General features: G+C 33.3%; 14 protein-coding genes. 10 read left to right on the top strand and 4 right to left on the bottom strand.

Annotated features, from left to right (window positions below; all coding sequences use genetic code 11):
- The first annotated feature begins 205 nt into the window (after positions 1-205).
- The 9 genes from queC (at position 206) to EP747_RS09235 (ending at position 7,983) form a co-directional block, all read left to right on the top strand.
- Positions 206-871, top strand: coding sequence for a 7-cyano-7-deazaguanine synthase QueC (gene queC, locus EP747_RS09275; protein ID WP_088012610.1), 666 nt, complete (start codon positions 206-208; stop codon positions 869-871).
- On the top strand, positions 864-1,340 hold the full coding sequence (gene queD, locus EP747_RS09270; RefSeq protein ID WP_129689627.1) for a 6-carboxytetrahydropterin synthase QueD: 477 nt from the start codon (positions 864-866) through the stop codon (positions 1,338-1,340). The genes queC and queD overlap by 8 nt, the downstream gene beginning before the upstream one ends.
- Complete coding sequence (gene queE / locus EP747_RS09265) at positions 1,333-2,049, top strand: 7-carboxy-7-deazaguanine synthase QueE (protein WP_129689626.1); 717 nt, start codon at positions 1,333-1,335, stop codon at positions 2,047-2,049. Before queD ends, queE begins: the two co-directional genes overlap by 8 nt.
- Positions 2,050-2,054: 5 nt before the next feature.
- Complete coding sequence (gene queF / locus EP747_RS09260) at positions 2,055-2,552, top strand: preQ(1) synthase (protein WP_129689625.1); 498 nt, start codon at positions 2,055-2,057, stop codon at positions 2,550-2,552.
- Between the two features lie 137 nt (positions 2,553-2,689).
- Positions 2,690-3,376, top strand: coding sequence for a response regulator transcription factor (locus EP747_RS09255; RefSeq protein ID WP_129689624.1), 687 nt, complete (start codon positions 2,690-2,692; stop codon positions 3,374-3,376).
- Positions 3,377-4,381 (top strand): sensor histidine kinase, encoded by a 1,005-nt coding sequence (locus tag EP747_RS09250; RefSeq protein ID WP_129689623.1) that lies wholly within the window; start codon positions 3,377-3,379, stop codon positions 4,379-4,381. It begins immediately after the preceding gene.
- Positions 4,382-4,485: 104 nt separating this feature from the next.
- Complete coding sequence (locus tag EP747_RS09245; protein ID WP_129689622.1) at positions 4,486-5,247, top strand: ABC transporter ATP-binding protein; 762 nt, start codon at positions 4,486-4,488, stop codon at positions 5,245-5,247.
- The gene (locus EP747_RS09240) at positions 5,237-7,180 is read left to right on the top strand and encodes an FtsX-like permease family protein (protein WP_129689621.1); all 1,944 of its coding nucleotides are present in this window, start codon (positions 5,237-5,239) and stop codon (positions 7,178-7,180) included. Before EP747_RS09245 ends, EP747_RS09240 begins: the two co-directional genes overlap by 11 nt.
- A gap of 131 nt (positions 7,181-7,311) precedes the next feature.
- On the top strand, positions 7,312-7,983 hold the full coding sequence (locus tag EP747_RS09235; protein ID WP_129689620.1) for a YdeI/OmpD-associated family protein: 672 nt from the start codon (positions 7,312-7,314) through the stop codon (positions 7,981-7,983).
- A gap of 88 nt (positions 7,984-8,071) precedes the next feature.
- Here the strand turns inward: EP747_RS09235 and EP747_RS09230 are convergent, their stop codons facing one another.
- The 3 genes from EP747_RS09230 to EP747_RS09220 all read right to left on the bottom strand — a co-directional run bounded on the left by EP747_RS09230 (position 8,072) and on the right by EP747_RS09220 (position 11,514).
- A complete protein-coding gene (locus EP747_RS09230) occupies positions 8,072-8,275 on the bottom strand; it encodes a YbdD/YjiX family protein (protein ID WP_129689619.1) in 204 nt (67 codons plus the stop codon).
- Positions 8,265-10,346, bottom strand: a complete 2,082-nt coding sequence (locus EP747_RS09225) for a carbon starvation CstA family protein (RefSeq protein WP_328590717.1) — start codon at positions 10,344-10,346, stop codon at positions 8,265-8,267. Before EP747_RS09225 ends, EP747_RS09230 begins: the two co-directional genes overlap by 11 nt.
- A 277-nt stretch (positions 10,347-10,623) precedes the next feature.
- The gene (locus EP747_RS09220) at positions 10,624-11,514 is read right to left on the bottom strand and encodes a TetR/AcrR family transcriptional regulator (protein ID WP_129689617.1); all 891 of its coding nucleotides are present in this window, start codon (positions 11,512-11,514) and stop codon (positions 10,624-10,626) included.
- A 211-nt stretch (positions 11,515-11,725) separates the two neighbouring features.
- On the opposite strand from EP747_RS09220, the gene EP747_RS09215 reads away from it, so the two are divergent.
- Complete coding sequence (locus EP747_RS09215; protein ID WP_129689616.1) at positions 11,726-13,261, top strand: DHA2 family efflux MFS transporter permease subunit; 1,536 nt, start codon at positions 11,726-11,728, stop codon at positions 13,259-13,261.
- 53 nt (positions 13,262-13,314) lie between these two features.
- Here EP747_RS09215 and EP747_RS09210 read toward each other — a convergent pair whose 3' ends face one another.
- Entirely contained in the window at positions 13,315-14,919 is a 1,605-nt protein-coding gene (locus EP747_RS09210) for a glycoside hydrolase family 43 protein (RefSeq protein WP_129689615.1), read from the bottom strand.
- Positions 14,920-14,953: the final 34 nt, after the last annotated feature.

Here is a 14,953-nt window from a genome sequence, read left to right as displayed (position 1 = left end):
AATGGGAATTATGATTGTACTTCTCTAGTACAATTTAATAGATAGAAAATTTAATAAAAAATCCATAAGTTTTATTACTTATGGTAGAGGTCGCAAACTCCCCTCTACAAAAAAATAAGGCGAAAAACAATATTTGTCGTATTGTTTTTATTTTTGTTATTCGGGATGCCCTCTTCTTTTTAAACATGTAAAGGAGAGAAGAAATATGAAAAATGAAAAAGCAATCGTTGTATTTAGCGGTGGCCAAGACAGTACTACTTGTTTATTCTGGGCTATGCAACAATTTGGTGAAGTTGAAGCTGTTACGTTTAATTACAATCAGCGCCATAAACTAGAATTAGATGTAGCTGCAGATATTTGTAAGGAATTAAATATTCCTCACCATATCCTTGATATGTCCTTGTTAAATCAGCTTGCACCAAATGCTTTAACGAGATCAGATATTGATATAACTCACGAAGAAGGCGAATTACCTTCTACATTCGTCGATGGACGTAACTTATTATTCCTATCTTTTGCAGCAGTACTTGCTAAACAAAAAGGAGCAAAACACATTATTACTGGTGTTTGTGAGACTGATTTTAGCGGATACCCTGACTGCCGAGATATCTTTGTTAAATCATTAAATGTAACTCTTAATCTATCAATGGATTATCCATTTGTTATTCATACTCCACTTATGTGGATTGATAAAGCTGACACATGGAAATTAGCTGATGATTTAGGCGCATTTGAATACGTTAAAAATAAAACATTAACTTGCTATAACGGCATTATTTCTGATGGTTGCGGAGAATGTCCGGCATGTGAGCTTCGTCAGGCTGGTTTAGATCGTTACCTACAATCGAAGGGAGCGACAAAGCATGTTTGATTTTCGCATCGTAGAAAGACTTCATAAAATTGATGAGCATATTAAAAAAGAAGACTTAAAATATCACCATAAACGTGTTCTTGTTAATAAAGAATTTACCTTTGATGCTGCACATCACTTACACTGCTATGAAGGTAAATGTAAGAATTTACATGGCCACACTTATAAAGTTATTTTTGGAATCAGTGGTTTTGTTGATGAGATCGGCTTAGTAATCGATTTTGGTGATATTAAGCAGATTTGGAAAGAAAAAATTGAAATCTATTTAGATCACCGTTATTTAAATGAGATGCTACCTCTAATGAATACAACAGCTGAAAATATGGTTGTTTGGATTTATGAGCAAATGGAAAATGCACTAAAAGATCATACAAATCCTGCACAAGATATTCGAGTAGAGTTTGTTCGTTTATATGAAACACCTACTTGCTACGCAGAAGCTCGTAGGGAGTGGATGATCAATGAGTAAAATTCCTGTACTTGAAATATTTGGACCTACTGTACAAGGTGAAGGTATGGCAATCGGTCAAAAAACGATGTTTATTCGTACTGCGGGTTGCGATTATTCTTGTAGTTGGTGCGATTCTTCATTCACATGGGATGGTAGTGAAAAAGAAAATATAAAATGGATGACCGCAGAAGAAGTTTGGGAGAATTTAGTGAGTTTAGGCGGCGATACATTCTCCCATATTACGATTTCTGGTGGAAACCCTGCCTTACTTCCATCTTTAGGCCCTGTAGTTGAGTTTTTAAAGGAAAAGAATATGACTTTAGCTCTTGAAACTCAAGGTAGTAAGTGGCAACCATGGTTACCTTTTATTGATGAAGTTACTTTATCGCCTAAACCGCCTAGCAGTGGCATGAATACTGATTTTGATATGCTAGGTAGCATTATTCAAAATTTAGAAAATCACCCAAAGTTTTGCTTAAAAGTTGTTATTTTTGATGAAAAAGATTTAGCTTATGCAGAAACTGTTCATCAAAAATTCCCACATGTTCCGTTCTTTTTACAAGTCGGAAATAGTTGGCTAAATGCGGATGATGGCACTTTATTACAATACATGTTAAATCGTTACGAATGGCTTATAGATGAAGCAATGAAATCAAAAGTCTTTAAAAATGTAAAAGTTTTACCTCAATTACATGCATTTGTTTGGGGAAATAAGAGAGGAGTTTAACCAAAATGGTAGGAAGATCACAAGGTTCACTAGAAGATGTATCATTACTTGGCAGCAACAACACAAAATATTTATTTGAATATGATCCAGGAATATTAGAAACATTCGATAATACTCACCCAAATCGTGATTATTTCGTAAAATTTAATTTCCCTGAATTTACTTCACTTTGTCCAAAAACTGGTCAACCTGACTTTGCGACAATTTATATAAGCTATATACCTGAGAAGAAAATGGTTGAAAGTAAATCATTAAAACTATACTTCTTTAGCTTCCGTAATCATGGTGACTTCCATGAGGATTGCATGAATATCATTATGGATGATCTAATTAAATTAATGGATCCTCGATATATTGAAGTTTGGGGAAAATTCACTCCACGTGGTGGAATTTCAATTGATCCATATTGCAACTATGGTCGACCAGGTACAAAATACGAAAAAATGGCTGAACATCGTATGATGAACCATGATTTATATCCTGAGAAGATTGATAATCGATAAAAAAATCACTTTAAAGTGCACTGTATTAAATACAGTGTCCTTTTTTTATTCAGGTAAATACTATATTCGTTTATGGCACTTAATTTGTTTTTATTTTACAATTAATGGAAAGTAAATAAAAAGTGTGGTGAAACCATTTGTTTAAACTATTACTCATTGAAGATGATTCTTCTCTATTCACTGAGATTAAAGATCGCTTATCAGGATGGTCCTATGAGGTATATGGGATAACAGACTTTAGTAAGGTAATTCAAGAATTTACAGAGATAAAACCAGATTTAGTCATCATTGATATACAACTACCAAAATACGATGGTTTTCACTGGTGTCGTATGATTCGTTCCCATTCAAACGTACCAATTATCTTTTTATCTTCAAGAGATCACCCTTCAGATATGGTCATGTCGATGCAGCTTGGAGCAGATGATTTTATACAAAAGCCATTCCACTTTGATGTGCTAATTGCGAAAATCCAGGCTACTCTTAGACGCGTATATAATTACAATACCGAAAAAATTGCACTTAAAACTTGGTGTGGTGCAACCGTGGACTATGAAAAAAATACTGTATCAAATGAAAATGGTGCAATTGAACTTACAAAGAATGAGATCTATATTTTAAAACTGCTAATTGATCAAAAAAATAAAATTGTAAGTCGTGAGGATTTAATAAATGCCCTTTGGGATGATAAACGATTTATTAGTGATAACACCTTAACAGTAAACGTAAATCGATTGCGTAAAAGACTAGATGAAATAGGATTAGGACAATTTATTGAAACAAAGGTAGGTCAAGGATATATTGCTTTAGAAGAGGAGCTCTAAATGATTAAAACATTTCTAATTGAGCGATTTAGTTGGATTCTTTTTTTTCTACTAACACAAGTACTCATAATATTTGTTTCATTTATTGATTCGTCAATTCCTTTAAAATCATTACTTTACATTGTCTTTCTATCACTATTATTATTTATCATTTTTTTAGTCGTTCGATATCCTAAAGAAATAAAATTTTATAAAAGCCTTATCGAACGTGAAGATAACCTTGATTTGACGGGAATTGAAGATTCAAATAGTCCATTTGAAGAAATTGTTGAAAACAGCTTAACGAATCAAACGAGCTTATTAAAGAAAATAGCGATTCAGAATCAAACTTATTTAGAGCAAGAAAAAGATGAGCTCCTATCATGGATCCATGAAGTAAAAACACCTTTAACAGCAATGCACTTAATGATTGATCGTATGAAGGATGAAAAGTTGAAATCAAATTTAACATATGAATGGCTCCGTATTCACCTATTGCTAGATCAGCAGCTTCACCAAAAAAGAATACCTTTCATTGAAAATGATCTTTACATAGAAAAAATTCAGCTTGAAGATGTCATTTATCCAGAGATTAAAACTTTGCAATCATGGTGTATTCATAAAGGCATAGGATTTGATATTGAATTAGAGGAACTAGAAGTATTCAGTGATGCTAAATGGCTTTCATATATACTACGACAGCTATTAACAAATGCAGTGAAATATAGTGCATCCTCAGACATTCGGATTATAAGTAAGCAAAAAAATGAGCAAGTGATTCTTGAAATTGAAGACTTTGGTCGTGGTATTCATTCAAAAGATTTACCGCGAATCTTCGAAAAAGGATTTACTTCTACGATTCAGCATCAAGACAATGCATCAACTGGAATGGGGTTATATTTAGCAAAGAAGGCTGCCCAGTCCCTTCATATTACTTTCCAAGTAAAGTCTGAGTTAGATAAAGGTTCAATTTTCACGCTAACCTTCCCTAAACGAAATGAATTTGTAAAAATAACAAGCATGTGACAAAATTGTCACATGCTTTTGTTTATTGTTCGGTTAATCAAAGGAAACGGTCTTGGTAACCATTTATACTAATTTTATCGAATGAAAATAAGGGAGTGTATGAATTGACTATTTTAGAAGCAAATAAAATTCATAAAAGTTACGGAAATAAATTTAATAAACAAGAAGTGTTAAGTGGCATTAATATAAACATCGAAAAAGGTGAATTTGTTAGTATCATGGGTCCATCTGGATCTGGTAAAACAACATTACTAAACGTCCTTTCCTCGATTGATAAGATTAATAGTGGAACGATTGCGATTGAAGGTAAAGATATAACGGATATGAGAGAAAAACAATTAGCAGAATTTCGTAAATACTATTTAGGCTTTATTTTCCAGGAATACAACTTACTAGACACATTAACTGTAAAAGAAAATATTCTTCTACCTTTATCAATAACAAAAACGTCACCAAGTGAAGCCAATCAAAAGTTTGATGTAATTGCTAAAGAGCTTGGTATTTATGAATTAAAAGATAAGTATCCTAACGAAATCTCTGGGGGACAAAAACAGCGTACTTCAGCCGCTAGAGCATTTATTCATGAACCTAGTATTATTTTTGCCGATGAACCTACAGGTGCATTGGATTCAAAATCTGCTTCGGATTTATTAAATAAACTAAGTGAACTAAATGAGAAAAGAAACGCGACAATTGTAATGGTTACACATGATCCAGTAGCAGCAAGCTTTTGCAATCGAGTTGTCTTTATTAAAGATGGACAAATCTATTCACAACTACACAAAGGTGATGAAACGAGACAGAATTTCTTTAAAGATATCATGAAAACTCAAGGTGTATTAGGTGGTGTTCACCATGAGCATTAATCATTTGATATTCCGAAATTTAAAAAAGAATTTAAAAAACTATTATCTATACGTTTTTGCTTTAATATTTAGTGCTGCCTTATACTTCTCTTTTGTTACATTGCAGTATGACCCATCAATGGAAGCGACAAAGGGTTCAATCAAAGGAGCTGCTGCAATACGCTCAGCGTCGATTTTACTTGTCGCAATCGTTTCGATTTTCCTTTTATATGCAAATATGATTTTCATAAAAAGAAGAAGTAAAGAAATTGGTTTGTTTCAATTAATCGGAATGACGAAAAACAGGATCTTCGGTATTTTAACAGTTGAAAATTGTATTCTTTATTTCAGTTCATTGGTTCTTGGTATATTAGTAGGTTTTTCTATTTCGAGGCTGATCATTATGATTTTATATAAAATCGTAGGAGTTAAAGCGATAGCTACTTTACATTTTTCTTCACAAGCATTAGTGCAGACATTAATTGTATTTGTTGTAATTTACGCGTTCATTATGTTAATGAATTATGGATTTATTAAAAGACAAACTATTTTATCATTGTTCCGAGTGGTCTCTTCGACTGAAGGAAAGCTTAGAAAGATGTCTTTTTTTGAGATTTCAATTGGAATTTTAGGTATCTTACTAATTATCTCAGGTTATTTTTTATCATCAAAACTATTTGATGGTGATTTTACTACTATGACTGAACTGTTTACGGTAATGATTTGTATTTTAGCTTCAGTTATTATTGGAACCTATTTAGTATATAAAAGCTCTGTTCGTTTTATTTTAAATATAGTTCGCAAAAAGAAAAATGGCTATTTAAATATTAATGATGTCCTTTCTTTATCTTCAATTATGTTTAGAATGAAGTCAAATGCTTTATTACTAACAATTATTACAACTGTTTCAGCACTAGCAATAGGCTTACTATCTTTAAGCTATATATCTTATTATTCTGCAGAAAAGACGGCTGAGAGCCACGTCCCTGCTAATTTTTTCTTAAATAATAAGAAGGATTTACAAACTTTCACATCTGCGCTAAATGAAAATGGTATTAAATATACTGAAAAACACATCGAAGTTATTCAAGTTACTGCAAATATAAAGAATATACTAGATAAAGAGTTAGAAGGCATGATGAAGGATGCAGACAAGTTCCCACTTGCGGTCGTAAGTGAGAAGTCAGTTAAAGTAAACCTTGCTTCAAATGAAGCGTTATTTACTGGTTACGATGATATGCTTCAAAAATTTATGACCTTAAAGGATTCTGGGCATATTGAATTAACTAACAGCAAGAAAAAATTTAAACTAAACTATTTAGGTTTAAAACGCGAAAAGATTATACCTTCCTACTTCACAAATGGAGGATTTCCTACTGTCATAGTAGACGATCAAGTGTTTAAATCGTTAAAACAGAATCTTGATTCATCAATTCAAAAAGATTCTACTGTTTACAATGGAATCAATATAAGTGATGAAAAACTAATCGAAAAAGCAAATAATATTTATGTGGACCATCAATTTGATAAAAATTATCCTAATGCTTCACGACTTGAAATCGTTAAAAGTCAGAAAGTAAATATGGGCCTTATTATGTTCATCGTCGGATTTTTAGGGTTAACGTTCTTAATGACATCAGGATGTATTTTATACTTTAAACAAATGGATGAAAGTGTTGACGAAAAACCAAATTATACAATTTTACGTAAACTTGGTTTCTCTCGTAGAGACTTATTAAGAGGCATACGTTCTAAGCAATTGTTTAATTTCGGTATTCCACTAGTAATCGGACTCGTTCATAGCTATTTTGCTGTTCAATCTGGATGGTTCTTATTCGGTACTGAAGTATGGACACCAATGATTATCGTAATGGTTTTATATGCTGTTTTATACTCTGTATTTGGTCTTTTATCCGTTCTTTATTATAAAAAAGTGATTAAAGAAGCTCTATAGACTTTGTGATTTCTATCCCCTACACTTCTCCTGTCTCATAAATAATAGAAGCTCTAACTGGGCTTCTATTATTTTTTTACTTATTTTGATTTATAATAACCTTATACATACTACTTTAAAGGTGGATCGGGATGACAAAAACGATTGTTGAAAAACTAAACTTAAAAAAGTATAAAAAAGCTACCGTTTTAAATCAACCAAGTAAGGCAAATTATTTTGCAGATTTACCACATTTTGATACGGATCTACTAAACCATCCTTACGATCTTATATTTGCTTTTGTACTTGATATGGACTCGCTTAAAGAACTAGTAACAAAGATTATCCGGAATCATTATTTAGATAAAAATGGCTATATTTTTATTGCCTATCCTAAAAAAGGAAACAAAGTATATCCAACTTATATTCATCGTGATGATTTATTCGAAGGATTAGGTGCTGATGAGAGTGGCTATATTGGTTCAAGTACAATTAAATTTGCTCGTATGGTTGGATTGGATGACGTCTTTACGGTTGTTGGATTAAAAGACGAATCAAAAACAAAAGCTGCGAACTCATCGAAAGCAAGTCAATGTGTAGATGATTATATCGATATGATTCCAAACGTTGAAAAGGATTTAGAAGATTCTCCTGAATTACTTACAATCTATAATTCTTTAACTCCTGGGTATCGTAAAGATTGGGCTCGTCATATATATAGCGCTAAGCAAGAAGCAACGAAAGCAAAAAGACGTGAAGAAATGAAAATGGTCTTAGGTGCTGGATATAAAACGATGGATTTATATCGTAGAGATAAAAAATAAGATCCAATATAATACAAAAACATAAAAATCCACAAGGACTTTACCTTGTGGATTTTCTTTTATCTAAGAAATTTTACGATCTACACGATTAACAACAACGAGTAACTTTACCACCTTTAGAATTAAAGCGTGATTCTTGCGCTTCGATAAAGAACTCTTTTCTAGATTGAATTGGTTGATCAGGATGGTGTGTTTTCATATGTTCAACATATTTCTCATAGCTTGGAACACCTACTAATAAACTAATAAACTGTTTATAATATTTTTTGAACTCCTTCATCTTATAATGCATAATTTTTCGGTTCACTTTCTTCGCGTTTAATGTACGGAGTTTCATGTAATTTTATTGGTTTATTAGACAATATATTTATCCAATTTCGAATCGAAGCAATTAGAACTAAAAGCACAATCACCATAAATAATCCACAAATCGTTGCATCAATATAGTCATTTAAAATAATTTGATTCATTTGTGCTTTACTAGTTGCCGGAGCCAAGATTGTGCCAGCATCTACATCTTTAAAAACTTTAGCATGCGCTAAAAACCCTATTTTTGGTAATGGATGAAACAACTTTTGCCAACCGGCAGTCATTGTGACGATTAATATCCAGATCGTTGGCACTAATGTAATCCATGCATATGCCTTTTTCCCCATTTTCAACAAGATAGTGGTGCCTAGCAATAATGCAATCGCTGCAAGCATTTGATTTGCGATACCGAATAATGGCCATAAAGTATTAATGCCTCCAAGCGGATCAATAACTCCTTGATATAGGAAATATCCCCAGCCGAAAACGCAAATAGCTGTCGCAATTAAATTTGCAGGAAGTGAATCCGTCTTTCCAAATGGCTTATACACATTGCCTAAAATATCCTGCGTCATATAACGTCCAATCCTAGTTCCAGCATCAATTGTTGTTAAAATAAATAACGCCTCAAATAGAATAGCAAAATGATACCAAAAAGCCATTAATGCCTTGCCACCGATTACTTTAGAAAAGAGAGCTGCCATGCCGATTGCTAAAGTTGGTGCCCCACCAGTACGAGAAAGAATTGTTTGTTCACCTACGTCTTTGGCTAAGACAGTCAAATCATGCGGAGCTATTGTAAAGCCCCAGCTTGAAACTACTTGAGCCACTTGATTTACGTCAGTTCCAATTAAGGCAGGTGGGCTATTTATGGCAAAATATGCTCCTGGAGTTAATAAACAAGCAGCAATCATAGCCATTACAGCTACAAAAGACTCCGTTAACATAGCACCATAACCAATAACACGTGCATGCGTTTCACGTTCAATCATTTTAGGGGTAGTGCCTGAAGCAACTAATGAGTGGAATCCAGAAACAGATCCACAAGCAATTGTTATAAATAAAAATGGAAATAGATTTCCGGCAAATACTGGTCCTGTTCCATCAATAAATTTTGTAACGGCCGGCATTTGCAAGTCTGGTGCTACAATAATAATGCCAATTGCTAAACCTAAAATCGTACCAACCTTTAAAAATGTGCTTAGATAGTCACGTGGAGCTAATAATAGCCAAACTGGAAGTACTGAGGCTATAAACCCATAACCAATTAACATAAGAGCAATCGTTTCTCCCTTAAACGTAAACATTGCTGCTAATGTTGGACTTTCTGCTACATATTGTCCTGCAAATAATGAAAGAAGTAATAAAATCACACCAATAAAAGACCCTTCTCCTACTCGTCCTGGACGAATATATCGCATATAAATACCCATGAAAATCGCGATTGGAATAGTTGCCGCGATCGTAAACATTCCCCACGGACTTCCTGCTAGCGCTTTAACTACAACAAGTGCTAATACAGCTAATAAAATAACCATAATTCCTAAAATACCTATTAAAGCGATAACCCCTGTTATAGGACCAATCTCTTCTTTAATCATTTCTCCAAGCGATTTACCATTTCTACGTGTCGAAGCAGCTAATATGACAAAATCCTGTACTGCCCCAGCAAATACAACTCCTACTATAATCCAAATCGTTCCGGGCAAATAACCCATTTGCGCAGCTAAAATTGGTCCAACCAGTGGTCCAGCCCCTGCTATCGCTGCAAAATGATGACCAAATAATACCCACTTATTCGTTGGTACAAAGTCTTTACCATCGTTATTAATTTCGGCAGGTGTTTTACGATCTTCGTCAAGTTTAAATACTTTTTCTGCAATAAACTTACTATAAAAACGATAAGCGACTGCATATGTACAAACTGCCGCTGTGAGGAGCCAAATTGCATTTATTGTTTCTCCTCTTTTTAAAGCTAATACAGAAAAACAGAAAGCTCCAAGTATAGAAATTAATCCCCAAACTACTATTGATTTTAAAGATTTCACAAACATGTTACCTCCTTTTTCATTTATAAAAGAAAGTATATCACCAATTCAGAATTTTTTGTCAATTAGTGGTAAAAAAAGTATAATAACGACATTTATACTGATTTTAAGCTGGTTTTTCTTTATAAAAGTAGACGAAAGTTGTATTGAACTTATCCCATTGAAGAATTTTAAGGGTAAAAACAACTTTAGCTATAGTAACATTTGAACTAATCATTCTTTAAACAAAAAAAACCATCCTAAGCATAAAAGCTAAAGAATGGTTTTTTTCATATTAATTAGGCTATTTTACCTGTTGAATAAAATTAATGTCGATCAGTTCATTCAGCCTTTGTAGTTCTTTTTCTCCTAGTAACGTCTTCCCTTCGTTTAACGATACTAGAGCACTCTCAATTAAATATTTTCGCGGTGTTTTTGACTGCAACAATTCGTTTTGTAAAAAATCTAGTAACTCATTGTACTTTTGTTGTTCATTACTATTTATTACTGATTTTTTCATTATACAAATAATACTACAAAGCTTTTGTTGAAGATTTTCTTCGGTCTTTCTTACTGGTAGCCATCTATCTAATAATTCCAAATTGAACAGTTGCTCACCAGATTCCTCAACATCCTCAACGATTTTAATAATACGTCTTACACTATATCGGACAACTTGATCCATACTAATATTCATATCTTTGGCGAGGTCATAGTATCTCACGTTATGGTGTATAATTCCTAAAAACATAATGGCACTATCTAATAAAAAATCTTTCTTCTCACTGCCAAAAATGTCTAAAAAACGTGTATACACCCAATTTAATGTCTTAAAATTACCTTCTCTTATGAACTGTTTAATATCTAAGTCATTTATATAAATTACTTCCTCAAATAGAGAAATCAATTTATTATCTCTATTTGCCTCCATTAATAATGTTATTTGTTTAATGAAAATTTCAATATCTGAAGGGCTCTGACCGATCAACAACTCATTTCTTTCATGTTCAAGTTTTTTATAAATCATATTAAATAATGCGACTACTAAATCACTTTTAGACGAAAAATAATTATAAAATGTACCTTTAGAAATACCGCTATAGTCTAATATGTCTTGAATAGACGTTGCTTGAAATCCTTTTTCAATAAACAATTCATGAGCTATTTTTACAACATGCTGTTTACGATCATTCATATAATCACCTTGGTTCTAGTTAATTACTGCTTAAAAAACATAGTACATTATTTTAACATTTTTAACTAGTAAATATCTCATTAGATTATTAAAGATTTCTAATGGTTAATATAATTGCATCTAATGAATGAATGGTATATCATATTATCTTATATAGAAGATGGAAACATAGTTCAAAAAATTGAACTAGATGTACAAAGGAGGGGGAATCATGGATCATTCCATGAATAAATCGATTCGTCCACCATATGGGATTATTACAATCCTAATGATTGGGGCGTTTATTGCTTTCTTAAACAATACTTTACTTAATATTGCTTTACCTTCCATTATGAAGGATTTGGACGTTGAGCCTTCGACTGTTCAATGGCTTTCTACTGGATATATGCTAGTTAATGGAATTTTAATTCCGACTACTGCTTTTTTAATCCAAAAGTATTCTGTTAGACACTTATTTTTAATTGCACTACTTTTATTTAATATCGGTACTTTAACCGCAGGATTTGCACATGTTTTTCCTTTATTATTAGCGGGCCGTATGATTCAAGCTTCGGGCTCGGCTATTTTAATGCCATTATTAATGAATGTTATGCTAACTAGCTTCCCTGTTGAAAAACGAGGAACTGCAATGGGCTTCTTCGGTTTAGTAATGATGGGTGCACCAGCAATTGGACCAACATTATCTGGTTGGATTATTGAACATTATGACTGGAGAATGCTTTTCCATGTTGTATCACCGATTGCATTAACGATTTTAATTATTGGCTTTTTCTTACTTAAAGATAAAAAAGAGAAATCAAATAGTACGATCGACCTATTCTCAGTCCTTTTATCAAGTATAGGTTTCGGTGGATTATTGTACGGTTTTAGTACTGCAGGAACAAAAGGATGGGATAGTCCAGAAGCTTACGTTACTTTAATTGTAGGGGTTATTTCATTAGTACTATTTATCTTACGTCAATTAAAACTTGATACGCCAATGCTTAACTTTAGAATTTATCGCTACCCTATGTTTGCTTTATCATCAGCAATTTCAATTGTAGTTACAATGGCTATGTTCTCAGCAATGATGCTTTTACCGATATACACTCAAACGCTTCGAGGCATTAAACCTTTTGATGCAGGCTTAATGCTGTTACCAGGTGCTTTATTAATGGCAATTATGTCGCCAATTACGGGAAAATTATTCGATAAAATTGGTGGAAGAATACTTGCAGTAACTGGTTTAGCGATTATGACTGTTACTACTTATTTTTTAAGTAAATTAACAATGGATACAACTTATACGCATATTATTATTTTATACTCATTACGTATGTTTGGTATGTCGATGGTAATGATGCCAGTATCAACAAATGGTTTAAATCAATTACCAAAACGATTCTATCCACATGGTACTGCGATGAATAATACTTTACAGCAAGTATCTGGTGCGATTGGTACTGCTTTACTCGTAACAGTAATGTCGAATCGTACAGAATCAAAAGCTAAAGAACTTGCTGCTGAAGCGATGAAGCATGTGACTAGTAAGCCTACACCTGAAATGCTTGCTCAAATTAAGCAAGAGATAACAATGAAGGCAATGTTAGAGGGAATTAACTTCTCATTTTATGTGACGGTATTCGTTGCCGCAGTAGCACTAGTTCTTGCATTCTTTATCAAACGTTCAACAGCTGCAGAGGAACCTGTAGTGAAAGAAAATACTAATACTAGTACTAACTTTAAGAAAAAGTTAGCAGAGAATTAATAAAGTAAGTCTCAGACTAAAAAAGTTCAACCAAAATTGGTTGAACTTTTTTATTAGTTTTTGTAAATAAAATAATCAAAGTCCGCATGAAGCCCTTGGCCAGTCGTATCCTGACATTGCATTCCAACGAATGCACCTGTAAAGAATCCACCGCCTTGAATATAATCATCAGACAGTTTATATGAATAAAGTGCTACAGGTATTGCTGTCCATTCCTTTCCATCAAATGAGTAAGAATACTCGTAAACATTCGTTTTCACATCTACTCGAAGATACACATATTCAACATGTTCTGGAATGATAATTTCGTTGCCTTGAAGAGGTTGATCGAACTTAAAATTATCACATGTTACTAATTCAAGAATTCTACCCTTTTCTTCATTCCAAGTTATTTGACATGAAGTCCAGTTTTGAGTGTTGTAATAATTTACTAAACCAGCTGATTGATGGAATGTATTTGGATTAAATGCTACTTTTGTTTCTGCAGTAAAGTTAAAATGTTGCCAACGTCTTGCTATAAATGACTGAGTAAACTTAGATGTTAGGGATTCTCTTCCGTAAAGACGTAGATGCCCTGGATTGTCTTTTAGTGAAACGATATTCTCTCCTAATGGAATTCTCAAGTTTTGAAAATGAGGGTTTAAGATTTCTGAGTTAAAGTCATCCATCGCAGGGTAATCAATTTCCCATTTTACTTCTTCTATTTTTGGACCCTCTATTTCAAGTGAAGGACTATTCCCTCCTACAACATACGGCCAATCATTTTTCCACTCAAGCCTTTGAATAGCAGTTTCTCTTCCTAAAGGACAGAAACCTCTTGGATCTAACAACGGTTGACCTTCTCTTGGTAATGGTCGTCCTGTTAAATGTACTAGGAACCATTCATCTGTATGCGTTTGAACAATTGATGCATGTCCTGCTTTTTGAAGTGGAATTCTTGGCGCATGGAACGACGAAATTAACGGATTTTCTGGGTGTACTTCATATGGACCCTTTAACTGTTTTGACCTAGCAATTGTAGCTTGGTGATCATATTTCGTACCACCTTCTGCCGTTAATAAGTAATAGTAATCATTCATTTTATATAAATGTGGTGCTTCCGTCAGTTTAATATCAGTTCCTTTAAAGATAACCTCTGCTTTTCCGATCAGTTTCTGTTCTTCTACACTGTATTCTTGTAATGAAATGCCATAAAAATGATGATTTCCTACGCGATGATCCCAAACCATATTAACTAAATATTTTTTTCCATCCTCATCATGGAATAGCGACGGATCAAATCCAGTACTATTTAAGTAAATTGGATCTGACCATTCTCCGTCAATCGTTTCACATGTTGCGAGGTAGTTATGACAATCTTTCCATTGACCTTCAACTACCTTTACATCAGTGTAAATTAACCAAAACTGTCCGTCACGATAAGATAACGCTGGAGCCCAAATTCCACCCGAATCTGGATTACCTGTCATGTTTAATTGGCTTAAACGATTCAAAGGTCTTGATGCTAAGTGCCAATTCTTTAAATCCTTTGAGTGATAGATTCCTACTCCTGGAAACCATTCAAAAGTTGAAACTGCAATGTAATAATCTTCCCCTACTCGGCAAATACTTGGATCCGGATTAAATCCCGGTAAAATTGGATTACTAATTTTAGCCATTTTAAACTCCTCCATATGCATCTATATAGTCCAA

The sequence above is a fragment of the Gottfriedia acidiceleris genome, from assembly GCF_004138285.1.
GTDB lineage: Bacteria > Bacillota > Bacilli > Bacillales > Bacillaceae_G > Gottfriedia > Gottfriedia acidiceleris_A.
Note: the sequence above shows the minus strand (reverse complement) of the source record. Positions and strands in the feature narration are given on the sequence as shown.

Excerpts from the sequence above, each read along its gene's own strand:
- queC (WP_088012610.1), top strand. The coding sequence starts at position 206 with ATGAAAAATGAAAAAGCAATCGTTGTATTTAGCGGTGGCCAAGACAGT.
- queD (WP_129689627.1), top strand. The coding sequence starts at position 864 with ATGTTTGATTTTCGCATCGTAGAAAGACTTCATAAAATTGATGAGCAT.
- queE (WP_129689626.1), top strand. The coding sequence starts at position 1,333 with ATGAGTAAAATTCCTGTACTTGAAATATTTGGACCTACTGTACAAGGT.
- queF (WP_129689625.1), top strand. The coding sequence starts at position 2,055 with ATGGTAGGAAGATCACAAGGTTCACTAGAAGATGTATCATTACTTGGC.
- EP747_RS09250 (WP_129689623.1), top strand. The coding sequence starts at position 3,377 with ATGATTAAAACATTTCTAATTGAGCGATTTAGTTGGATTCTTTTTTTT.
- EP747_RS09240 (WP_129689621.1), top strand. The coding sequence starts at position 5,237 with ATGAGCATTAATCATTTGATATTCCGAAATTTAAAAAAGAATTTAAAA.
- EP747_RS09235 (WP_129689620.1), top strand. The coding sequence starts at position 7,312 with ATGACAAAAACGATTGTTGAAAAACTAAACTTAAAAAAGTATAAAAAA.
- EP747_RS09230 (WP_129689619.1), bottom strand. The coding sequence starts at position 8,275 with ATGCATTATAAGATGAAGGAGTTCAAAAAATATTATAAACAGTTTATT.
- EP747_RS09225 (WP_328590717.1), bottom strand. The coding sequence starts at position 10,346 with ATGTTTGTGAAATCTTTAAAATCAATAGTAGTTTGGGGATTAATTTCT.
- EP747_RS09220 (WP_129689617.1), bottom strand. The coding sequence starts at position 11,514 with ATGAATGATCGTAAACAGCATGTTGTAAAAATAGCTCATGAATTGTTT.
- EP747_RS09215 (WP_129689616.1), top strand. The coding sequence starts at position 11,726 with ATGGATCATTCCATGAATAAATCGATTCGTCCACCATATGGGATTATT.
- EP747_RS09210 (WP_129689615.1), bottom strand. The coding sequence starts at position 14,919 with ATGGCTAAAATTAGTAATCCAATTTTACCGGGATTTAATCCGGATCCA.